The sequence below is a fragment of the Pseudomonas sp. EA_65y_Pfl2_P74 genome (assembly GCF_963970575.1).
GTDB classification, from domain to species: domain Bacteria; phylum Pseudomonadota; class Gammaproteobacteria; order Pseudomonadales; family Pseudomonadaceae; genus Aquipseudomonas; species Aquipseudomonas baetica_A.
This window is the reverse complement of the sequence record NZ_CAXAOQ010000047.1, coordinates 1-21,113: the sequence shown is the minus strand read 5'-3', so window position 1 is coordinate 21,113 and position 21,113 is coordinate 1. Positions and strand designations below refer to the sequence as shown.

The following is a 21,113-nucleotide window of genomic DNA, read 5'->3' as shown; positions in this document are numbered from 1 at the left end:
CTCAGATGTTCCAGCGCGGCGCGGTTTTCGCCAAGCGCTGGCGCATCTCCGCGACGTTCGCGGCGAGTTGCCGGGTCAACAAGCGATAGCCATCCAGCGGGCTGTAGACGGGGGCGTCAAGGCTGGCATCCGGCAACTCCAACGAGCGATCCAGTCGCTGCGTTGCGCCGGATTTCAGGGCGCGGGCCATGCCGATCAATTGCACGCGAATCTGCCGGTGCTCGGCCTGCAACGCCGATTGCAGGTGCGCCATGGCGTGCGGGTCGTTGGCATCCGGACGGGTGTTGCCGAGGATCTCCAGCGTGCTGATGCACATGCGCAGGTTGCGCTGAATCGCATCGAGCTCTGTCATCGAGACTTTCACTTCCTTGGACACCGACGGCATCAGAGAGCGCAGTTGCACCATTACACCGCTCAAGCGCCCCATCAGTTTCAGATGCTCATCAGCGCTGACCGCTTGGCCACTGATGATCCGCCCATACACGGTGGCGCAGTCGCGCAAGGCGTCGGCCAGTTTGTAGCGCCAGGAATACACCGCGTACAGCGGCAGGGCGAAGGAGAACGCCAGGGCCAGCGCAATGCCGATCAGAATATCGACCCCACGCCACAACCCGTCAGTGATCGGATTGTCGCCGTGCCCGGCGACAATGAAAACGGTAATCGCCGAGAGCAGGGCGGTGTAGCCACCCTTGCCGATGGCGTGATAGGAGAAAAAACCGCAGACCACCGCCATGGCGAAGTACGTCAGCCACGGCATCCCGAGCCACGCCTGCTGAGCCACCAGCAGCAAACCCACACCGGCGCCGATCAAGGTGCCGGTGGCGCGTTCGGCGGCTTTCTTGCCGATGTTGCCGTGGTGCTGCAAGCCACCGATCACCACCAGCATGGTCACGGACGCCCACTCGCCGTGGGGCAGGTTGATGCCGGTGGTCAGCAGGATGGTCGCCAACAACCCCAATGCCACCCGCACCGCGTGGATCAGTCGGGCGTGTCGGTAGCGCCGATACGGGTCCAATAACGGACGCAGGATTCGGCGCAACAGCGGTGGCAGTCGGTGGTTGCTGAACGTACTCAGTGCATGGCCCTCGTCAGAAGATGTAATCGGTGGTCAGGAAGCTCGAATCGCGTCCTCGAATGATTTCGCTGATCAGATCCTTGTTGCTGTCCTGGTACTTGGTCGCCACCAGTGTGCGGATCGAAAACACCCGCAGTGCATCGTGTACCGACAACGTACCTTCGGCGGAGTTCTTGCGACCGTTGAACGGATAGGTGTCCGGGCCGCGCTGGCACTGGGCGTTGAGGTTAATCCGTCCGACCTGATTGGCGAAGGTGTCGACCAGACGCCCGACCGCTACCGGGTTGGTGCCAAATATACTCAGTTGCTGACCGAAGTCCGATTCCAGCACGTAATCGATCACGGTATCGAGATGGCGGTACGGCACGATCGGCACCACCGGGCCAAACTGCTCCTCCTGATAGATGCGCATCTGCGGATTCACCGGGTACAGCACCGCCGGGTAGAAGAATGATTCGCGGGATTCACCGCCGTTGGGGTTGACCACCTCGGCGCCCTTGCTGCGCGCATCCGCCACCAGAGCATGCAGATAATCGACCTTGCCCGACTCTGGCAGTGGCGTCAGCGACACGCCGCTGTCCCACGGCATGCCGGGTTTGAGCGTAGCCAGTCTGGCGTTGAATTTCTCTATGAAGCTATCAACGACATCCTCATGGACAAACAGGATCTTCAGCGCCGTGCAGCGTTGGCCGTTGAACGACAGCGAGCCGGTGACGGCTTCGCTGACCGCATTGTCCAGATCGACTTCCGGCAGGACGATGCCGGGGTTCTTCGCATCCAGCCCCAACGCGGCACGCAAACGGTGAGGTTTGGGGTGCAGTTTTTTCAGGTCGCTGGCGGCTTTGTTGGTGCCGATGAACGCGAAGATATCGATTTTGCCGCTGGCCATCAGCGCACTGACGGTTTCACGGCCGCTGCCGTAGATCACGTTGATCACGCCCGTGGGGAAGCTGTCGCGAAACGCTTCGAGCAAGGGACGAATCAGCAGGACGCCGAGCTTGGCCGGTTTGAACACCACGGTGTTGCCCATGATCAGCGCCGGGATCAGCGTGGTGAAGGTCTCGTTCAGCGGATAGTTGTAAGGCCCCATGCACAGGGCCACGCCGAGCGGCACGCGGCGGATCTGGCCGAGCGTGTCCTGTTCCAGCTCGAAACGGCTGGAGCGGCGGTCGAGTTCTTTCAGGGCATTGATGGTGTCGACGATGTAGTCGCAGGTACGGTCGAACTCTTTTTCCGAGTCCTTGAGGTTCTTGCCGATCTCCCACATCAGCAGTTTGACCACGGCATCACGCTGCTGACGCATCCGGCCGAGGAAGGCTTCGACGTGCTGGATACGTTCGGCCACACGCAGGGTCGGCCACAAGCCCTGGCCCCGGTCGTAGGCGCGGACGGCGGCGTCGAGGGCGGTGAGGGCGGTGTCGGCGTCGAGCAGCGGTGTGCTGCCGAGGATCACTTGTTCGTCGCCGTTCTCGCCGTGATTCAAGTACACCGGGCTGCGCACGGTGGCGAGAGGGCCATCCCAGCGGCGCAGTTCGCCGTCGACCAGGTATTCGCGTTGCTCGACCTGACCGTCGAGGCGGTATTTTTCCGGGATGTCGCTGACAGAAGGGAACAGGTTGCCAAGGATATTTGCTGTGGTCATGTCGCTACCCCGTGTTGGATGTCCGCGTGCATTTGGAAAAGTCTGTACAGGTTATACGCCTGAATGCGCCGAAATTTAAACCTGCAAATGTCACCTGAATGTCACGCAGAGGCGCGGAACAGAGCTTTAAGGCACATATGAAACCTCATCCCGGCTTTGGACCGTGGTGTGTCGAAAATCCGCTGCTGGCCCCCGAAGCCCCCCTCACTGTCCCGCAATGCCCTCAACCCGCTGACGTGCCTGCCTTAAGGTTTGATCACAACAATAAGCGGTATCCCACGCGAGGATCGTTATGCGGGCATTGCGGTTTACCTTCCTGATGGTGCTGTCGATGGCACTGCTCGGTTGTGGCGATGAGGTCAAATCCCCAGCCACCCCCAGCAGCACCACCCCCGCCGATCCGGCGCTGGCGCAGATCTACAGCAACAGTTGCCAACTCTGCCACGCCAATCCCGCGGCCAATGCACCGCTCACCGGCGACCGTAAAGCGTGGGAACCGCGTATCCAGCAAGGTGCCGACACGCTCCTGGACCACGTCATCAACGGTTACAACGCGATGCCGCCGATGGGCCAATGCGTCGAGTGCACCGAAGACCAATTCCTGCAATTGATCGGTTTCATGGCCGACCAGCCCCTCCCTCAATAAGGTGCCCGGCATGACGATGGATTTGACACGGCGTCAGTTGTTGCAACGGGCAGGCATCTTCGGCGCCTTTACTGCGTTGGCGAGCATCCCGGCCCTGGGCCAGTTGATGCGCGCGCCACGGCTGATTCCCTGGCGCAACTGGTCGGGGGGGCAGAGTTGCCTGCCGGCGGCGCGACTGGCGCCGAAAAACCTCGATGAACTGACGACGTTGATCCGTCATGCCCAAGGCAAAATCCGCCCGGTCGGTTCGGCACATTCCTTCAGTGCTCTGGTGCCCACCGACGGCACGCTGATATCGCTGAGTTACTTCAACGGTCTGCTCGACCACGACCCGAAAACCCTGCAAGCCGAATTCGCCGCGGGCACTCCGATGTCGCGCATGGGTGTGCCGTTGAAAGAGATCGGCCAAGCCCTGCACAACATGGCTGACATCGATTATCAAACCCTCGCCGGAGCGATTGCCACCTCGACTCACGGCACCGGCAAAACCTTTCAGTCCTACTCGGCTCACGTCTGCGGCCTGCAACTGGTCACGGCCAACGGAGAGGTGCTGGACTGCGACAGTCAGCGCCATCGCGAAGTGTTCAACGCCGCTCGCGTCTCCCTCGGTGCGCTTGGCGTGGCGACAAGAATCCGTTTGCAAAACCGCCCGGCCTATCGTTTGCGCGAAACCCAATGGATCGCCAGGACCGAAGAACTGCTCGAAGATCTGGACAAGAACACCCGTGAAAACCAGCACTGGGAAATGCTCGTCGTCACCCATTCCGATTACGCCTTGTCCATCGCCCTCAACGAAACCGACGACCCGGCCACGCCACCGATCAGCCCTGAAGAGGAGGGCGGCAACGCGTTCGTGACCCTGATCGAGAAGATCGACAAGTACGGCAGCGACTTCCCTGATTTGCGCCGCACGCTGCTCAACAACCTGCGGCATCTGGCGAGTTTCGATGAGCGGGTGGGCGACTCGTTCGACATCTACGCCAACGTACGCACCGTGCGTTTCAATGAGATGGAGTACTCGGTGCCCGCCGAACACGGCCCAGCGTGCCTGCGCGAAATCCTCAAGCTGATTCAGGACAAAGACCTGCGCACCTGGTTTCCCATCGAGTACCGCTACGTCAAGGCTGACAACATCCCGCTGAGCATGTTCGAGGGCCGCGACAGCTGTTCGATCTCGGTGCATCAGCACTATCAAATGGACCACCACAACTTTTTTGCGGCCGTCGAGCCGATCTTCTGGAAGTACAACGGCCGGCCACACTGGGGCAAGTTGCATACGCTCAATGCGAGCACCTTGCAGCCGCTGTACCCGCGCTGGCGTGAGTTTGTCGAGGTGCGTCAGGCGCTGGATCCCAGCGGGCGGTTTCTCAATGCGCATCTGTCGTCGATATTGGGGGTGAGCTGATGGCGATCAATCGACGCAATTTTCTCCTCGGCACGCTGGGTGTCGGCGCTTTGTCAGTGGGCGTGGGCGTCTGGCTGCGACCGAGTGATCGGGGCGGCCCGTACAGCGAGTATTTCCGCGCGCTGAATAAAGAGTTGAAGGACAACGGACCGATGCGCCCGGTGTTGTTGATCGATCTGGATCGCCTCGATCACAACATCGACGTGGTGATGCAGTCGGTCAAACGCGGCGGCAAGCAATTGCGTCTGGTGGAGAAATCTCTGCCGTCACCGGGGTTGTTGAGCTACATCGCACAGCGGGCCGGGACGCAAAAACTCATGTCGTTTCATCAGCCGTTTCTCAATCACGATGCTGTCACGTTTCCCCAGTCCGACATCCTGCTCGGCAAGCCGTTGCCGGTGAGGTCGGCTGAGCTGTTTTATCAAACCCACAAAGGTCCGTTCGACCCGTCGAAGCAATTGCAATGGCTGCTCGACGGGCCTGAACGGCTGCAGCAATACCTGGCGTTGGCACAGGGGCTGGGCACGCGGATGCGCATCAACATTGAACTGGATGTCGGCCTGCATCGCGGCGGCGTCAGTGATGTGAATGTGCTTGGGCAGATGCTCAGCCTGATCAGCACCAATGCGCAGCATCTGCAATTCGCCGGGTTCATGGGTTACGACCCGTTCGTGGGCATGGGCGTGCCGGACATTCTCGGTTCGCCCGAAGAGCTTCTTGCCAAGGTCATGATGCGTTATCAGCGTTGCGTCGATTTCACCCGGCAGCAGTTTCCCGCGTTGTGGCACGACGGCTTGTGTCTTAACACCGCTGGCAGTCCGAGTTATCGCATTCATGAAAACGAGAAGCTCAGCACTGAAGTTTCGGTGGGGACGGCGATGCTCAAACCGACCCACTATGACCTGCCATCGCTGGTCGAGCACGAGCCAGCGGTTTATATCGCCACCCCGGTATTGAAAAGCACGGGCGCGGTGAACATCCCTGCACTGGATGACCAATCGAAGCTGTTTTCGTGGTGGGACACCAACCAGCGGCAGACCTTTTTCATCTATGGCGGCAACTGGATGGCCGAATTTGAATCGCCACCGGGTTTGCAAAGCAACAGCGTATACGGTCGCAGTTCCAACCAGGAGATGGTCAACGGCTCCAACGCCGTGGGCCTGACCCTCGAAGACCAAGTCTTCCTGCGTCCGACTCAGACCGAAGCCGTGCTGCTGCAATTCGGGGACTTGTTGGCGGTGCGCGGCGGAAAAATCGTCGACATCTGGCCGGTCTACACCTGAAAACGTGTGTCTGCCAAACACCCCCAAACCTGTGGGAGCAAGTCAGCGCCCACAGGAGGCGGGGTGCCTTTCAGATTCCATTCCCAAACGTCTGTAATGAAGCTTTTATGACAAAAGTTCGGTAGCACATCGCCATTCCGGTCATGCCTATGTAACGCGCTTGAGGGCCTTTCGGGGCGCTTTTCACAAGCCGAGGCGGGACGCCGGGAGTGAGGCAATGGGGACTATGGAACGCTACTCGAAAGTGGGCATGCAGGAGCTCGATCAGCGCTTGTCGAAGATCGTCGAGGCCGCGCGCAAGAAGCCGGTTTCGGTGTATCGCTACGGCGCGCCGTGGGTCTGGATCGTCTCGCAGGATGACTGGCAGGGCGCCTTGAAAGAGGTGTCCAGTTACATTCCGCCGGGCCATTCGCTGGTCTTGCTGCGCCCGCAGATCGATGACCTGCTCGACGCCCACCGCAACATCCTCCATGACCTCGACGCCGAACCCGGCATGTTGATCCCCGCGCAAACGGTCATGCACCTCCTGTTGCTGCAGTTGCTGTACTCGGTACCCAGCGAGCAGCAACTCTACGAGCAGCTCAATTACAACCTGTTGTTCCGCTGGTTCGTCGGCCTGGGCCTGAACCAGAAAGTCTGGAGCTTCAACATCCTCAGTCGCGACATCGCCACGCTGCTCAACAACCCGCGTGCGGTGCAGCTCATTCAAAAAATCATCGGCGAAGTGTTCTGCGGTGCCTTGCTGCAAATGCCTGAGTTCTCCTTGAACTTCGCGCTTCTGCACACCTGGCTCGGCAAGCACGCCTGCGCCTCAACAGCCAGCAATTGACGCAACACAGAGGGCGCTGAGGCGCCAACAGGTCATCGCGAATTCAGGGGGTAGTGTGGAACAGATTTTCACGTCACGGCTGGCGCTGTGGGGCTGGCTGCTGGTGGCGGTTGGCGCGCAGCCGGCATGGGCCGCGCCGGCCACCGAAAGTGCAGCGGCGCAGCGTCTGGTCGACGTCAACGAATACTTTGTGCGCGGCAACACCGTGCTTGATGCACGGGCCATCGAAGAGGCGGTGTACCCGTTCCTCGGTCCGCAAAAAGCGCTGAGCGACATCGAAGGTGCGCGCGACGCGTTGCAGAAGGTCTATCAGGAACGCGGCTATCAATCGGTGTTCGTCCAATTGCCGGAGCAAGCGGTGGCGGACGGCATCGTTTATCTGCAAGTCAGCGAAACCAAGGTCGGCCGGGTGCGCGTGGTCGGCGCCAAGCACTATTCGCCGCTGGACATCCGTGACGAAGTGCCAGCGCTCAAGGAGGGCGAGGTACCGGACTTCGCCAAGGTTCAGGGTGAACTGGCGCAACTGAACAAGACGCCCGGCCGGCAGGTCATGCCGCTGGTTCGCGAGGGCCAGCGCCCCGGCACCATGGACGTCGATTTGCAGGTTGAAGATCAGAACCCGTGGACGGCCAGCGTCGGTCTGAACAACGACTACAGCGCCGACACCGAAAAGCTGCGCACCGTCACCAGCCTTGGCTACAACAACCTCTGGCAGCTCGGCCACAGCATTTCCCTGACCTACTTCACCGCGCCGCAAGACACCGACAACGCCAAGGTCTGGTCGGGCTCTTATACCGCCCCGCTGACCGATCGCTGGAGCGTGCAGTTGTCCGGTTACCAGTCCGACAGCAACGTCGCCACCATTGGCGGCAGCAACGTGCTGGGCAAGGGCCATTCCTACGGGGTGTCGGCGATCTACACGCTGCCATCCAGCGGCAGTTGGTCGAACTCGTTGTCGGCGGGCGTCGACTTCAAGGACTTCGAAGAACGCCTGACCCTCTCCGGCGAGAGCGACAAGGTGCCACTGAAATACGCACCGTTCACCTTCGCCTACAACGGCTATCGCTACACCGAAAAGAGTCAGCTCGGCCTCGGTTTGAGCCTGGTCGCGGCCACTCGCAGCCTTTTTGGCTATGGCAGTTCCGACGAAGACTTCGACTACAAACGCTACCGCGCCAAGCCGAGTTTCGCCGTGCTCAAGGGCGACACCAGTTACACCTGGACCTTCGACAACGACTGGCAGAGCGCGAGCAAAGCCGCGTTTCAACTGGCGTCGGGGCCACTGGTTTCCAACGAACAATTTTCTGCCGGTGGCGCGACGTCGGTGCGCGGCTATCTGGCCGCCGAGCGCACGGGCGATGACGGTTTTCTGCTGAGCCAGGAACTGCGCACGCCCTCGCTGGCCAGGTTCGCCGGCACCTGGATGCAGGACTGGCGTTTCTATGCGTTTGCCGAAGGCGCGCAACTGTACCTGCGCGACGAACTGCCTGATCAGGACGCCAATTACGCCCTGGCCAGTGTCGGCCTCGGCACCCGCGCCAGCCTGAGCAAATGGCTGTCCGGCAGCCTCGACTGGGGTTATCCGCTACTCGAAGGGCCGAACACCTCGAAACAGGAATCGCGCCTGCACTTCAACCTTCAAGCCACTTTCTAAAGGAGCACGTTCATGCAGCGCCTCTTTCTTTCGTTGTTGATCTGCCTGGGCTTCGTGCTCCCGGCCACGGCTCAGGCCTGGTGGCAGGACGACTGGCACTACCGCAAACAAATCGCCGTCGACACCACGCCGCAAGGGGCGGCGATCAATCAGCCGCTGGGCCGCACCGCGCTACTGGTGCGCCTGCACACCGGCAACTTCACCTTCGACGGTGTGAAGGAGGACGGCTCGGACCTGCGCTTCGTCGCCGCCGATGACAAAACCGTACTCAACCATCAGATCGAAAGCTTCGACGCGCTGATGGGCATGGCGTTGATCTGGGTCGATGTGCCGAATGTCGAGGGCGGTCAGCGTCAGGACATCTGGATGTACTACGGCAATCAGAAGGCCCCGGCCACCGGCAACGGCCAACTGACCTTCGATCCGAATTACACTGCGCTGTATCACCTCGACGGTGCCACCGGCACCCCGGCCAAAGACACCACGGCCTACGGCAACACCGCGCAAAGTGCGACCGGCGCGGCGATTGACGGTGTCATCGGGCGGGCCTTGCAGTTCAGCGGCCAACCGTTGCTGTTGCCGGCCAGCCCATCGTTGCAGCACAACGCTGGCAGTGCATTCACCTTCAGCGCCTGGCTGCGACTGGATCAGGCCGATGGCGAGCAACTGATTCTGGCCCGCCGAGAAGGTGCCAACAGTTTGCTGGCGGGGGTGAATCAGGGCGTGCCGTTCGTGGAAATCGACGGCCAGCGCGCCGTTGCCACGCAGCCGCTCAACCCCGGCCAATGGCAGCACGTCGCGCTGACGGCCGAAGGTGCCAAAGTCACCCTGTACATCAACGGTCGTGAGGGGGCAGCACTGGCCCTGGCCATGCCGGCGTTCAATTCGGTCATGGCCATCGGCGCTGATCTGCAAGAAGGCCCTTATCTGCCGTTTGTAGGCGCCATCGACGAACTGCGCCTGTCAAAAGTCGCCCGCCCGGCGCCGTTGCTGCTCGCCGATGCCACCTCGCAGGGCGCCGAGTCGAAACTGGTCGCCTACGGCGTTGATGAAGAACAATCGGGCTTCGGGTTCGGCAGCCTCGGTTTCCTGCTCAACGCGGTACCGGTGGACGCCTGGGTGATCATCGCCGTGCTGGTGCTGATGATGTTCCAGTCATGGATCATCATGCTGCGCAAAAACCGCACCCTCAGCCGCGTGACGTCGGCCAACGAAGATTTCCGCGTGCAGTTCGCCAAGGTCGGCACGCGCCTGGAGATGTTTGCCGACGACGCGCAACTTGCCCAGCGCCTACAGCATTCGTCGCTGTGGCGCCTGTATCTGGTGGCCGTGAAAGAAATCCGCACCCGCCGTGAACAGGGCGCCGACACGTCATCGGTTTCGGCGGCGACCATCGAAGCCATTCGTTGCTCCATGGACGGTGTGCGTACCCGGGAAAACCAGCAACTGAGTTCGAAACTCTCGACCCTGTCCAACGCCATCGCCGGTGGCCCCTACATCGGCCTGCTCGGCACGGTGCTGGGGATCATGGTGGTGTTCCTCGGTACCGCCATGGCCGGCGACGTCAACATTAACGCCATCGCACCCGGCATGGCCGCTGCCTTGCTGGCGACAGCGATGGGTCTGTTCGTCGCGATCCCGGCGCTGTTTGGCTACAACCGCCTGATCACCCGCAACAAGGAAGTCAGCGCCGACATGCGCGTGTTCGTCGACGAGTTCATCACGCGTCTGGCGGAGATGCATGGCGAAAGCCAGTTCAGTGAGGCGTCGCACTCGCGCGGCCATCACGCCAACCACTCCGTACCGGCCTGAGGAGCACTGACATGGCGTCCGTAAATGCCTCCCACGACGATGACGAAGATTCAGCCGTAGACAGCATCAACATCACGCCGCTGGTGGACGTGCTGATGGTGGTGCTGGTGATGTTCATCCTCACCGCCACCGCGCAGGTGTCGGGAATCCAGATCAACCTGCCCAAGGCCAGCGCTGCGGTGTCGTTGTCCGAAGCCAAGACCAAGGCCATTTCGGTCAACGACGGCGGCCAGGTGTTCCTGGATGCCTACCCGGTGACCTTGGCCGAACTGGAAGAGCGTCTGCGCATCGAGAAGGCACAGAGCCCGGACTTCCCGGTGATCGTGCGCGGTGACGCCACGGTGCAGTACCAGAAAGTCATTGAAGTGCTGGATCTGTTGCGCCGGCTCGAACTGTCCCAGGTCGGTCTCGTCACCGGCAAACCGAGTCAGGGCTGAGTCATGACCGCACAACTTCCGATCGAACCGCTGCCGGTGAAGAAGTCGCCCTTGCGCTATGCGAAGTGGGGCGCGGGGCTGATTCTCGCCGCACTCGCCGCGTGGTTCCTGTGGCAGTGGGCCAACGACATGAGCGGCATCCGCCGGGAAGCGCCGAAGGTGCCGACGATCATCCCGTTGCCACCACCACCTCCGCCGCCGGAGAAACCGCCGGAGCCGGAAACCCCGGTCGAAGAAAAAGTCGTCGAGCCCGAGCCAACGCCAGAGCCGCAAGAGGTCAAGCCCGAAGAGGAAGCACCGCCATCGCCGGCGGACGATCTGGCCAACCCGATGCAAATGGATGGCGATGCGCAGTCCGGCAACGACGCCTTCAACATCGGCGCGGGCAAGGGCGGCGGCATGGTGGGCGCCGGAGGCGGGCGGTTGGGTAACGGCACTTACAGCCAGTTCCTCGCGTTCACGTTCCAGAAGCTGCTGCGCGAGAGCCCTGAACTGCGCAACCTCGCGTTCACCTTGCAGGCCGATGTGTGGCTGAGCAGCGTCGGCGAGATCACCCGGGTCGAGCTGATCAAGTCCAGCGGCAACCCTGAAATCGACACGCAGGTTTTGGCGGCGCTGCGCAATGCGCCGCACTTAAGCGAACGGCCACCGGCCTCCATGACTTTGCCTGTGCGCCTGTCCCTGCAAGGGCGGCGTGCGGGTTAACCGAATTATTACAGTTTTGCCAAAAGGAGTTGTGTGCAGATGATTTCCAATGTGAATCGATTGTCCCTGGCGGTCGGCATGGTCATCGCGACCCTGGTCGGTCAGGCCGCAGCAGCGCCTGCGCCTTCGGAAAACGCCACGATCAATCTGATCCGCTTGCTGGTCGAGCAGGGCATTTTGAAGCAGGACAAGGCCGACGCACTGATCGCTCAGGCGCAGAACGAGGCCGTCCAGGCCAAGCAGGCCGCTGCCTCCACCGCCGTGGCGGCAGGCCCCGTCGCCGCGCCTGGCGATGTGCGTGTGCAGTACGTGCCGGCGGCGGTGCGTGATCAGATTCGCGATCAGGTCAAAGCCGAAGTCATGGCCACCGCCAAGCAGGAAAACTGGGCTGCGCCCAACACCTTCCCCGACTGGGCATCGCGCATCAGCTTTGACGGCGACATTCGTTTGCGGGACGAATCGCGCTACTACTCCGACAGCAACAGCAACGAAATCGTCGACTTCGCCAAGCTCAACAACAACGGCCCGTATGACGTGAACCCCAACAGCAGCACCAGTCTGCCGCCGCTGCTCAATACCCGCGAAGATCGCACCAACCAGTTCCGCATTCGCGCACGTCTGGGCATGAAAGCGGTGATCTCGCCAGAGTGGACCGCCGGCATCCGCATCGGCACCGGCTCGGACAACAATCCGGTATCGACCACGCAAAGCCTCGGCGGTGGCTTCGCCAAAAAAGACATCTGGCTCGACCAGGGTTATCTGACCTGGAAACCTTCGGATGAGCTGACGCTCACCGGCGGGCGTTTTGCCAACCCGTTCATGTCCACCGACATGCTCTATTCCAACGACCTTAACTTCGACGGTGTGGCGGCGATTTTCGACCACAAACTCAATCGTGATTGGGGCGTGTTCGGCACCGTCGGCGCGTTCCCGGTGGACTACACAAACGACACCACCAGTAGCAACGGTTTCGACAAGCAAGAGAGCGACAACAAATGGCTGTACGGCGCGCAAATCGGCGCCAAATGGGCGGTCAACAGCAACAACCGCTTGAAGGGTGCGCTGGCTTATTACCGCTTCGACGACATCGAAGGCCAGCGCTCCAGCCCTTGCGAACCGTGGGCCGGCGCACCGGGTTGCGACAGCGACGGCAGCCGCGCAGCGTTCATGCAGAAGGGCAACAGCGTGTTCCTGGTGCGTGACATCACGTCGAACCCGCTCAACCCGACGACCACGCCGCAACCGCAATACGTCGGCCTGGCGTCCGAGTTCAACCTGCTCGATCTGAACCTGGTGTGGGACGCCGACTTGCCGCAAGACTTCAAGCTGCGCAGCCAGGGCAACTACATCCATAACCTCAGCTACGACGAAGGCGACATGCGCAAGCGTTCGGCCGGGCAAATCGTCAACAACCTCGACAGCAACGGCGATATCGAAAGCGGCGCCAATGCGTGGATGGTGCAGTTCACCCTCGGCAACGCCCTGGATCTTAAGAAGCAGGGCGACTGGAATATGTTCGCCGGCTACAAGTACATCCAGCCGGACGCCTTGCCGGACGGCTTTAACGACTCGACGTTCCACCTCGGTGGCACCAACGCCAAAGGTTATTTCATTGGCGGCAACTACGGTTTGGCGAAGAACGTTTTTGCGACCGGCCGCTGGTTGAGCACCGAGGCGGTATATGGCGCGCCGTTCGACATCGACGTCTTGCAGCTTGAGATCAACACGCGCTTCTAAGGCGCCGGGAGAGGGTTATGAACACGCGATTGTTGTTGCTGGGCCTTGGGATGTTGGTTGCCACCGGCGCCAGTGCCGAGGGCATGGAGGAGCGCTTGCGTACGCAATTGCGTAGCACCACCCAGCAGTTGCAGGCCTTGCAAAGTCAGCAGGCTCAGGCCAGCGCTGCGCAACTGGCAGCGCAAAACGAGGCTAAGGCTGCGCAGGCGCAAATCAAGCAATTGACCGCTGAACTGGCCAAGGTCAAAGGCGTCGCCGAGCAATTGGCCGGGCAGCAGCAGAGCCTGCACAGCCAGGCGCAGGCGCAAGTGGCGGCCAGCGCTGAGCAGACCGGCAAGTACAAGAAGGCCTATGACGAGTTGTTGGTCATGGCCCGTGCGAAAGAAGCCGAGCGTTCCAGGCTACAAGCGCAATTGACTGAACGTGACACACAAGTGCAGCAATGTTCAGTCAAGAATCAGCAGATGTACGGCGTCGCCAAGCAGATCCTCAGTGCCTACGAAAACATCGATGTGGCCGAAGTAATGAAGATCCGCCAGCCCTTCGCGGGCAGCGCCCGGGTCAAGTTCGATGAACTGGCCCAGGGGTTTGGCGACGAGCTCTACAAGACTCAATTCGACGCGCCGCAAGCCGCGCTCGCGCACTGATAAACAAGGAAGAAACAATGACTCAATTGATCACCCACGTTTCCCCGCAATCGCTGACCGACGTCCTGCAAGCGGCCGGTTATCGCGTCAACCAGACCGAACAGAACGGTATCGTCCAATTGCTCAGCGCCAGTCAGGGCATCGGTTATGCCGTGCGTTTCGGCAACCCGGCGGTGGAGCAGGGCACCTACGTCGATTTCACGTTCAGTTGTGCGCTGCGCGTGCAGGGTGAGCTGCCACAAGGTGTGGCCGAGCAGTGGAACGCGACGCGACGTTTTGCAAGGCTGTCGTTGCAGGGCGAGTTTCTGGTGATGGAAATGGACGTGGTGCTGGCCGCCGGCGTGAGCAGCGATCACCTGCGCGGCAATCTGGAACTGTGGGATCGCTTGCTGCAGGAATTCATCGTTTATCTGCGTGACTTCAGCCAGGCCGCTCACGCCTCGACTGCAAAAGTTGCCATCGCTGAGCAAGAGGAAGTCGCGCTGTGAAAAAGCCTGCCATGGTGATCGGCGCTGGAGCAGTGGCGCTGTTGGTGGTAGCCGTGGCGCTGGTGCTGCGGCCGGGCAGTGACCCGGTCGCCGCCCAGCAACCGGCACCGGTGTCGACGGCGGTAGCGGGGCCGGCGGTCGCGCGGTTGGGTAATCAGCAGGTTTCGCCTGACGAATTGCAGGCACTGCTGGCGGCCGTACCGCCAGAAACCCGCGAACAACTGCGCGGTAATCGTGAAGCGCTGGAGCGCTGGATCCGCACGCGACTGGCCGAGAAAGCCGTGCTGGAGCAGGCCGATGCGCAGGGTTGGGCGCAGCGCCCGGACGTCGCGCGACAAACTCGGGCGGCGACTGAGCAGATCGTCTTTCGCGATTACCTGCGTTCGGTCAGTGAGGTGCCGGCCGATTACCCGAGTGCGACCGAGTTGCAGAAGGCGTATGACGCCGGCAAGGTGAACTGGCAGACCCCGGCGCTGTATCGGGTCAGCCAGATTTTTCTTGGGGTGAATGAGCCGCAGACTCTTGACGCCGTGCGCAAGCAGGCGCTCGATCTGAGCAAAAAAGCGCAGGCGACACCGGCGGAGTTTGCCGCGCTGGCGATTCAGTATTCCCAAGATCGCGTCACCGCTGAGCGTGGTGGTGATACCGGTTTGCAACCGTTGCAGCAACTCGTTCCTGAGGTGCGCGGTGCTGTGGCGCGGCTGAAGGTCGGCGCGGTGTCTGAGCCGGTGCAAAGTGCGGCCGGTTTCCATGTGATCAAACTCACCGAACAACAACCCGCGCGCACTGCGACACTGGATGAACTGCGCGATCAACTGACGCAGGCCTTGCGTGCCCAGCGTCAGGAGCAGATTGCGCAGGCGTATCTGGACGGGATGCTCAACACGGCGACGCTGAGTATCGACGGGGCGCAACTCAATAAAGTCCTCGAGGAAAAACACTGATTTTTTATCCGATACAAAAACTTTGGGAGTCTGATTCAGAAATTTTTCACAGTGCACAAAGCCAATAAAATACAAAGATCGACAGGGAGTCATCGATGTCATTCAACGAACCCGCAGGACGACAGGGCAGCGCCGATTTTCGCTGGGCGCAGGACGGCAGCGAACCCTGGCTGTCACACACCGCGAGCATCGACGCTGAGGTCGCGCAGTATTTTCTGGTCAGCGCTCGCTGCGGTTGCTTTATGCAGGCCGCGCGCAGCCTCAACGTGCGTTCGACCCTGCTGCGCAAACAACTGGCGCAGCTTGAACAGGAGCTCCAACACACATTGTTCAGCTTTCAGGGAAGCGCACTGAGCCTGACCCGCGAAGGCCAGCAACTTCAGGCCAAACTGGTCGCCCTGGCCAACGAGCGCAAACTGCCGGTGGTTGAGCAGCCGCTGATTCGCCTGGCCGTCGCCGAGTCCATCCTGCACGACATCCTCGGGCGCGATCTGATCGCACTGCTGCGCCGCAATGCCAGTGTGCGTCTGGACATCATCGCCCTCGACAGCGAACTGTCACTGCGCGCCGTCAGCGCCGATGTCATCCTGTGGCTGGCCCACGGCGAAACCCCCAACCCTGGCCCGACCTTCGCCACCCAGCCACCGCAGCGCCTGGCGAGCCTGGACTACCTTCCCCACATCGCCAAACGCTACTCCCGCGTCACCGCACGCCCGGCGAGTGCCGATGACCTTGCCGATTTCATGCTGGTGCAATGGCAGCATGACCGGCAGATCGACAGCTTTCGCCCATGGAACGATCTGGTCGAACAACGTTTGGCGGGTGTGGTGCAGATGCAGTCTTATGAATTGATGCTGGAGATGATTCGCTGCAGCGCTTGCATCGGTTTGTTGCCGGCTTACATGAGCCGGTTTGATCGTGGGTTGGTGGCGTTGCCCGGATTGTTCGATGAGCCGATGCGATTGCAAGCGTGGCTGGCGGTGAATGCCCAATCGCAAGACATCGCCGAAGTACAAACCCTGATCGAACTCATCCACAACACCTTCAACGAGCGCCACGAATGGTTCCAGACTTAACCCCGCCCCCTGTGGTAGCGGGCTTGCTCGCGAAAGCGGCCGAACAATCAACAACAGCGTTGAATGACACACCGCATTCGCGAGCCAGCCGAATCGTCGCCACGCCGCTCTCACCGTTTTGCACCTCGCCAAATTGATAACCGCCAGTTTAGAGTGATCGGCCACCCATCGATCCAGGAAGGATCCGCCATGCCCGAGCACAGCCCCGCGATACATCTCGAACGTTTCAACGAGTCCCACGTTGAGAGCGTTACCGCGCTCTATAACGATCCAGCCGTTGCCCGGCAGGTGTTGCAGATGCCGTTTCAATCCGCCGAGATCTGGCGGCAACGGCTGATGGCGGAAAACGAACGAACGGTGAAACTGGTGGCGCTGCATCAGGGCGCGGTCATCGGCCATCTGGGGCTGGAAAACTATTCGCGGATTCGCCGCAGCCACGCCGGCAGTCTCGGCATGGGCGTAGCGCTCGCCTGGCAGGGCAAAGGCGTGGGTTCGAAACTGTTGGCAGCGGCGCTCGAGGTTGCCGACAACTGGATGAACCTGCACCGCGTCGAACTTTCGGTGTTCGCCGATAACGAGGCGGCCATTGGTCTCTACCGCAAGTTCGGTTTCGAGACCGAAGGCCTGTTTCGCGATTACGCGGTGCGCGACGGGCAATGGGTCGACACCCTGAGCATGGCCCGTCTGCGCAGCTCATCGAAGGGTTGAGTCAGTCGCCCAAGGCAAACGCCACCGCCGACTGTGCATGCAGCTCGGTGGTGTCGAGCAGGGGCACGGCGCTGTGTTCGGGTTTGATCAGCAGGCCGATTTCCGTGCAACCAAGAATGATCGCCTGAGCGCCGCGTGCGGTCAGCGATTCGATCACCCGTTGATAGATTTGCCGCGACTCGTCACTGATCACGCCGACACACAACTCGTCGTAGATAATCCGGTGCACCTCCTTGCGCTCAGCGTCGTCCGGCACCCATACCGTCAGGCCTTGGGCGATCAGGCGTTGCTTGAGAAAGTCCTGTTCCATGGTGAACGCTGTGCCGAGCAACCCGACGGTGCGCGCATCAATCGCCAAAGCCGCCTGCGCCGCCGGTTCGGCGATGTGCAGGAACGGAATGTTGATCGCCGCCTGAACGTGATCGGCCACCTTGTGCATGGTGTTGGTACACAGCACCACGCATTCAGCTCCACCCGCTTGGAGCCTGCGCGCCGCATCCACCAGAATCGCCGCTGCGTCATCCCAGCGCCCGGCATGCTGTGCCTGTTCGACCGGGCCGAAGTCGACGCTGTACATCAGCACTTGCGCCGACCGTAATGGACCAAGGCGATCACGCAACTGCTGATTGATGAGTCGATAATATTCGGCGCTGGACTCCCAGCTCATGCCGCCGATCAGGCCGATGGTGCGCATTGAATGTCCTCGGGCAATGGCCTGTATCGGTCGATTCAGGCGTGCCCCGAGTGTCCTTCGGTTCAATGACGGATACCAGCGTCAAATCAACTGTATCGCTGAAGTTTTGCTCAGGTGTCAGGGTGCTGGTTCTGGCAATGGGGCGACGTGATTACATCCGGCTGCCAGCGTTTTGGCATACCCCACATCCGGGCGCCACGGCTCCAGATTCCATTCTGGTTTGTCGCGAGCGATGGCCAGGTGGCAAATCAACTGGTGACGCATGCCATGGGTGTTTTGCCAGTAGCGACTATTGGAGTAATCGCGTGTGAGTTCATTCCACAAGTAAGCAGTGCCCGATTCCAGCGTTCTCCTGGCACACGGGGTGGGGGTGATGGAAAACGACCACTGGTAGTCTCTGTAAAACCAATGGGCACTTTCGATGTATTTATTGCAGCGCTCTGCGACCACAATGACGCTGTCACCGGACGCAGTGTCTTGCGCATGGGCGGTAGAAATGCCGAGCACTGTCAGACAGGCAGCTGCCAGTGCACGCGCGAGGAGGTTCGAGGGCGGGTTGAGTATGTTCATTGTGTGATTCCCTGATCTGCTGCTACGTAGGTAAATGTGGCCTTACCGGTTATGACGGTGGGAAGTGCTACACGAATGATCGGTACGGTAATTTTCGGGTTGGTGGCGTTATAAAAATCCCTTTGGTTGTATCGCGCATCGGCGAGCGCATTAGGATCGTTTTTTGCTGGCACGTAAAAGAACGCGAGTATTGGTAAAACGTTTGGTTTACCGGCGACCCAGGTTTTAACGAGTACGTCGTTCCATTGGTCGAAGCCTGTTGCGCCTAGCAGTGATTTAGCGCGTAACGACTGATAAAACGCCGGGCCGGCCAGCATATTGCGTTCGTCCCTCACGTCGAAATCGCACTGGCGCCTGTTTTGGTCGCCGGGTGCCGAACTCCAGGCGTTCTTGAATTGCTCGGCTGTGGTGATACCAGCGTCCTGACAATGTCCACTATCAGGATAAGACCGGTCGGCCACACACACTGCGGTTGAACTGCGATACCACCCGTAGGAGTCCATGGGATAGGAACACAGCACCTGCAGTTGCTCGGTATTCGCAGGCCTCTCCAGTACGGGATAAAGAATGTAGCCATTGGCATTGGTTTTATTCCAGGCGAACTTGTTAAAGTTGCTATCAACCCGCAAGTAGGAAAAGTTGATACCGCCATTTTTAATGGAAGTGGGGCTGGGGTCCCAGACTTTATAGGTGTTGTTCGGATCTTTGTCCGTGACCCTTATCATGACACCTGAACACAGAAACGCAGGTTGCGAATTCACTTTGTTGCAATTCGGAAACTGGCGACCGTACAGCGTAGTGAGATAAGCAGCGGTGGCCGCGCCATCCATTCTCTGGCTCTGAACACTGGTCCCGCTGATGACATCAGGCGTTTGCGATGCAGGTTGTGAGCAACCAACCAAAAGAGCGAAAAACAGTAATGCAATTATTTTGTTCATGGTTTGTCTTCGTCCGGTTAAAAACAGGTGGAAAAATCGATTGCACGTTGTTTGTGGAACTGCATTCGTTAGCCATTACGAGAATATGCCGCGTACTTCGGTGCAGCGTTGCAAGCGCTTATGGCGTAACTGTTTGATCCGCAGGGATATATTCGAACTTCGCTGTGCCTGGAATGCTGGTCGAGAGCACAAGACGAATGATCGGCACGATGATTTTCGGGTTGGTCGAGTTGTAGAAATCCCGCTGATTGTATTGAGCATCCGCCAGGGCCTGGCCGTCTTGCGTGTAGAAGAAGGCCATGATCGGAAACTTGTTCGCCGGGAACGATTGCGCACAAGACTTCTCTGGATCGGTGCTGAGGGGATCGCACCAGGTCTTGATCGTGAGCTCGTTGTGTTCATTGACTCCACTCCCGTTCACCAGGCTTCTGGCGCGGATCGACTGATAAAAAGCAGGGCCGGCGAGCGCATTGTGATTGTCATTCACGTCGAATCCGCACTGCCGCTGGTTGGGGTTGCCCTCCGGTATCCTCCACACGGCGAGCCACTGTTCTGCGGTCGTTACCCCAGTGTCTTGGCACAGTCTGCTTTGAGCCGGATAGCTTGGGTGCGGACCGCATGGCTTGTCTGCCTCACGGGTGTGGGACCAAGCGTCATAAGGGTAAGCGCACAGATAGTGCATTTTGTATTTATCGACCGGCGCTTCGAGGACGGGGTAAAGGATGTAACCGTTTGCACGCTCATAGGCGAAGCGACCGAAGTCTGCATCCGCCCGCAAGTATGAAAATGCGACACCACCCTGTCTCACTGAAAACGGGCTGGGTTCCCAGACTTTATAACTGGTGCTCTTCAAAGTGACCCTTATGGTCACGCCGGAACAGAGAAATGCAGGTTGCGAATTTACTTTGTTGCAGTTGGGGAATTTGCGCCCGTATAGCGTTTGCAGATAAGCAGCGATGGCGAAGCCATCCATTACTTGCGTACTACTGGCGTTAATCATTGTCGGCGGTCGTGGACTGGTTTGTGAACAGCCGGCCAACAGGGTGATAAACATTAAGGCTATTAGATAACGCATGACGCTGTCCCTACTTTCATTCGCAAACTGAAACCGTTAATGGGTAGCTGTTGTGCAGAGTGCTGGCCTGGTCAGAGCGTCACGCGTAAGTACCAGGAAAAGATGATCGGCTCGTTTGTGCCGGTTTTTCTGAGGGTGTAGTTGAATAACCCCAGCTTCCCTTTGTTCGTTATGATCCAACTCGCCGGGACGGGAACGTTTGTATAAGTCGCCTGGGTGATTTCAAATTCTTCACTGTCGTGGCGATCTGTTCCAACGGTCAAAGAGATCCGGGCTTTGTAAGCCGCTTCAAGGGTAGGGTAGTAAATTCTAAGGTTGTCCTTGGCGGCGTTCAGCGTCGGTTCCGGCAGATCGTGTCTTTGCCTGGTGACTGTCAATCGCAGGTCTTTCGATGGCAGATCTTCATCGGTGCCGGGCAGCCGGACGGTGTAGTAAACCGCAGCGCCGCTTCCCACGGTGTCCACCACTTCCTGGCGAGGAACAAGAAAACGCAACGTCTGGCCAGCGACAGTTATGTTCTGAATTTCGCTGCCATAAGTGGAATTACGCCCCAGCCAATACACCTTGACGCTCTGTCCTTCATCGGAGCCGGTGTATTTCACCTCGACCGTCGCGTGCTGCCGGCGTTTTTCAAGGTTGTTGTCGCGTCGCCGTCTAACTATGCCGCTCTTTTCTCGGTCTGCTGCTGCCGATCCGGGTTCAACATCACAGTGCCCATCGGCTCCCAGTTTCTTGTCTGGCCAGACCA

20 protein-coding genes and 1 pseudogene are annotated in these 21,113 nt (G+C 59.8%); 14 read left to right on the top strand and 7 right to left on the bottom strand.

Going from position 1 to position 21,113, the window contains the following annotated elements; translation table 11 throughout:
- Position 1: 1 nt before the first annotated feature.
- Positions 2-1,042 carry an FUSC family protein gene (locus tag AACY18_RS26870; RefSeq protein ID WP_339466723.1) on the bottom strand — a complete coding sequence of 347 codons (1,041 nt, stop codon included), beginning with the start codon at positions 1,040-1,042 and terminating at the stop codon, positions 2-4.
- A gap of 46 nt (positions 1,043-1,088) precedes the next feature.
- Complete coding sequence (locus tag AACY18_RS26865; protein ID WP_339466705.1) at positions 1,089-2,717, bottom strand: NADP-dependent glyceraldehyde-3-phosphate dehydrogenase; 1,629 nt, start codon at positions 2,715-2,717, stop codon at positions 1,089-1,091.
- A gap of 292 nt (positions 2,718-3,009) precedes the next feature.
- Between AACY18_RS26865 and AACY18_RS26860 the strand changes: the two genes are divergently transcribed.
- The 14 genes from AACY18_RS26860 (at position 3,010) to AACY18_RS26795 (ending at position 17,088) form a co-directional block, all read left to right on the top strand.
- On the top strand, positions 3,010-3,363 hold the full coding sequence (locus AACY18_RS26860; RefSeq protein ID WP_339466703.1) for a c-type cytochrome: 354 nt from the start codon (positions 3,010-3,012) through the stop codon (positions 3,361-3,363).
- A 76-nt stretch (positions 3,364-3,439) separates the two neighbouring features.
- The gene (locus AACY18_RS26855; protein ID WP_339466721.1) at positions 3,440-4,768 is read left to right on the top strand and encodes a D-arabinono-1,4-lactone oxidase; all 1,329 of its coding nucleotides are present in this window, start codon (positions 3,440-3,442) and stop codon (positions 4,766-4,768) included.
- A 74-nt stretch (positions 4,769-4,842) separates the two neighbouring features.
- Positions 4,843-6,051, top strand: a complete 1,209-nt coding sequence (locus tag AACY18_RS26850; RefSeq protein ID WP_339466720.1) for a DSD1 family PLP-dependent enzyme — start codon at positions 4,843-4,845, stop codon at positions 6,049-6,051.
- 217 nt (positions 6,052-6,268) lie between these two features.
- Positions 6,269-6,880, top strand: a complete 612-nt coding sequence (locus AACY18_RS26845) for a transposase (protein ID WP_339466701.1) — start codon at positions 6,269-6,271, stop codon at positions 6,878-6,880.
- Between the two features lie 55 nt (positions 6,881-6,935).
- Positions 6,936-8,534, top strand: a complete 1,599-nt coding sequence (locus tag AACY18_RS26840) for a ShlB/FhaC/HecB family hemolysin secretion/activation protein (RefSeq protein WP_339466700.1) — start codon at positions 6,936-6,938, stop codon at positions 8,532-8,534.
- A gap of 12 nt (positions 8,535-8,546) precedes the next feature.
- A complete protein-coding gene (locus AACY18_RS26835; RefSeq protein WP_339466698.1) occupies positions 8,547-10,346 on the top strand; it encodes a DUF2341 domain-containing protein in 1,800 nt (599 codons plus the stop codon).
- A gap of 11 nt (positions 10,347-10,357) precedes the next feature.
- Positions 10,358-10,783, top strand: a complete 426-nt coding sequence (locus AACY18_RS26830) for an ExbD/TolR family protein (RefSeq protein ID WP_339466696.1) — start codon at positions 10,358-10,360, stop codon at positions 10,781-10,783.
- Between the two features lie 3 nt (positions 10,784-10,786).
- A complete protein-coding gene (locus AACY18_RS26825) occupies positions 10,787-11,488 on the top strand; it encodes an energy transducer TonB family protein (RefSeq protein ID WP_339466694.1) in 702 nt (233 codons plus the stop codon).
- 39 nt (positions 11,489-11,527) lie between these two features.
- Positions 11,528-13,225: a putative porin gene (locus AACY18_RS26820; protein WP_339466693.1), complete on the top strand. Its 1,698-nt coding sequence runs from the start codon at positions 11,528-11,530 to the stop codon at positions 13,223-13,225.
- A 17-nt stretch (positions 13,226-13,242) separates the two neighbouring features.
- A complete protein-coding gene (locus tag AACY18_RS26815) occupies positions 13,243-13,872 on the top strand; it encodes a DNA repair protein (protein ID WP_339466690.1) in 630 nt (209 codons plus the stop codon).
- A gap of 17 nt (positions 13,873-13,889) precedes the next feature.
- Positions 13,890-14,360, top strand: coding sequence for a YbjN domain-containing protein (locus AACY18_RS26810; RefSeq protein ID WP_339466688.1), 471 nt, complete (start codon positions 13,890-13,892; stop codon positions 14,358-14,360).
- On the top strand, positions 14,357-15,304 hold the full coding sequence (locus tag AACY18_RS26805; RefSeq protein WP_339466686.1) for a peptidylprolyl isomerase: 948 nt from the start codon (positions 14,357-14,359) through the stop codon (positions 15,302-15,304). The genes AACY18_RS26810 and AACY18_RS26805 overlap by 4 nt, the downstream gene beginning before the upstream one ends.
- Positions 15,305-15,399: 95 nt before the next feature.
- Positions 15,400-16,380, top strand: coding sequence for a LysR family transcriptional regulator (locus AACY18_RS26800; protein WP_339466685.1), 981 nt, complete (start codon positions 15,400-15,402; stop codon positions 16,378-16,380).
- 189 nt (positions 16,381-16,569) lie between these two features.
- Positions 16,570-17,088 carry a GNAT family N-acetyltransferase gene (locus AACY18_RS26795; RefSeq protein WP_339466684.1) on the top strand — a complete coding sequence of 173 codons (519 nt, stop codon included), beginning with the start codon at positions 16,570-16,572 and terminating at the stop codon, positions 17,086-17,088.
- A gap of 1 nt (position 17,089) precedes the next feature.
- Here AACY18_RS26795 and AACY18_RS26790 read toward each other — a convergent pair whose 3' ends face one another.
- The 5 genes and pseudogenes from AACY18_RS26790 to AACY18_RS26770 all read right to left on the bottom strand — a co-directional run.
- Positions 17,090-17,782: an aspartate/glutamate racemase family protein gene (locus AACY18_RS26790; RefSeq protein WP_339466683.1), complete on the bottom strand. Its 693-nt coding sequence runs from the start codon at positions 17,780-17,782 to the stop codon at positions 17,090-17,092.
- A 117-nt stretch (positions 17,783-17,899) separates the two neighbouring features.
- Positions 17,900-18,352, bottom strand: a complete 453-nt coding sequence (locus tag AACY18_RS26785; protein ID WP_339466682.1) for a DUF2599 domain-containing protein — start codon at positions 18,350-18,352, stop codon at positions 17,900-17,902.
- Entirely contained in the window at positions 18,349-19,290 is a 942-nt protein-coding gene (locus tag AACY18_RS26780) for a halovibrin HvnC (protein WP_339466681.1), read from the bottom strand. Before AACY18_RS26780 ends, AACY18_RS26785 begins: the two co-directional genes overlap by 4 nt.
- Positions 19,291-19,408: 118 nt before the next feature.
- Positions 19,409-20,365, bottom strand: a complete 957-nt coding sequence (locus AACY18_RS26775; RefSeq protein ID WP_339466679.1) for a halovibrin HvnC — start codon at positions 20,363-20,365, stop codon at positions 19,409-19,411.
- A 71-nt stretch (positions 20,366-20,436) separates the two neighbouring features.
- Positions 20,437-21,113 (bottom strand): annotated as a pseudogene (locus AACY18_RS26770) (hypothetical protein); the annotation flags it as partial.

Coding starts and splice junctions, on each gene's coding strand:
- AACY18_RS26780 (WP_339466681.1), bottom strand. CDS start 19,290: ATGAACAAAATAATTGCATTACTGTTTTTCGCTCTTTTGGTTGGTTGC.
- AACY18_RS26860 (WP_339466703.1), top strand. CDS start 3,010: ATGCGGGCATTGCGGTTTACCTTCCTGATGGTGCTGTCGATGGCACTG.
- AACY18_RS26810 (WP_339466688.1), top strand. CDS start 13,890: ATGACTCAATTGATCACCCACGTTTCCCCGCAATCGCTGACCGACGTC.
- AACY18_RS26830 (WP_339466696.1), top strand. CDS start 10,358: ATGGCGTCCGTAAATGCCTCCCACGACGATGACGAAGATTCAGCCGTA.
- AACY18_RS26845 (WP_339466701.1), top strand. CDS start 6,269: ATGGGGACTATGGAACGCTACTCGAAAGTGGGCATGCAGGAGCTCGAT.
- AACY18_RS26835 (WP_339466698.1), top strand. CDS start 8,547: ATGCAGCGCCTCTTTCTTTCGTTGTTGATCTGCCTGGGCTTCGTGCTC.
- AACY18_RS26790 (WP_339466683.1), bottom strand. CDS start 17,782: ATGCGCACCATCGGCCTGATCGGCGGCATGAGCTGGGAGTCCAGCGCC.
- AACY18_RS26785 (WP_339466682.1), bottom strand. CDS start 18,352: ATGAACATACTCAACCCGCCCTCGAACCTCCTCGCGCGTGCACTGGCA.
- AACY18_RS26820 (WP_339466693.1), top strand. CDS start 11,528: ATGATTTCCAATGTGAATCGATTGTCCCTGGCGGTCGGCATGGTCATC.
- AACY18_RS26825 (WP_339466694.1), top strand. CDS start 10,787: ATGACCGCACAACTTCCGATCGAACCGCTGCCGGTGAAGAAGTCGCCC.
- AACY18_RS26795 (WP_339466684.1), top strand. CDS start 16,570: ATGCCCGAGCACAGCCCCGCGATACATCTCGAACGTTTCAACGAGTCC.
- AACY18_RS26775 (WP_339466679.1), bottom strand. CDS start 20,365: ATGCGTTATCTAATAGCCTTAATGTTTATCACCCTGTTGGCCGGCTGT.
- AACY18_RS26800 (WP_339466685.1), top strand. CDS start 15,400: ATGTCATTCAACGAACCCGCAGGACGACAGGGCAGCGCCGATTTTCGC.
- AACY18_RS26815 (WP_339466690.1), top strand. CDS start 13,243: ATGAACACGCGATTGTTGTTGCTGGGCCTTGGGATGTTGGTTGCCACC.
- AACY18_RS26865 (WP_339466705.1), bottom strand. CDS start 2,717: ATGACCACAGCAAATATCCTTGGCAACCTGTTCCCTTCTGTCAGCGAC.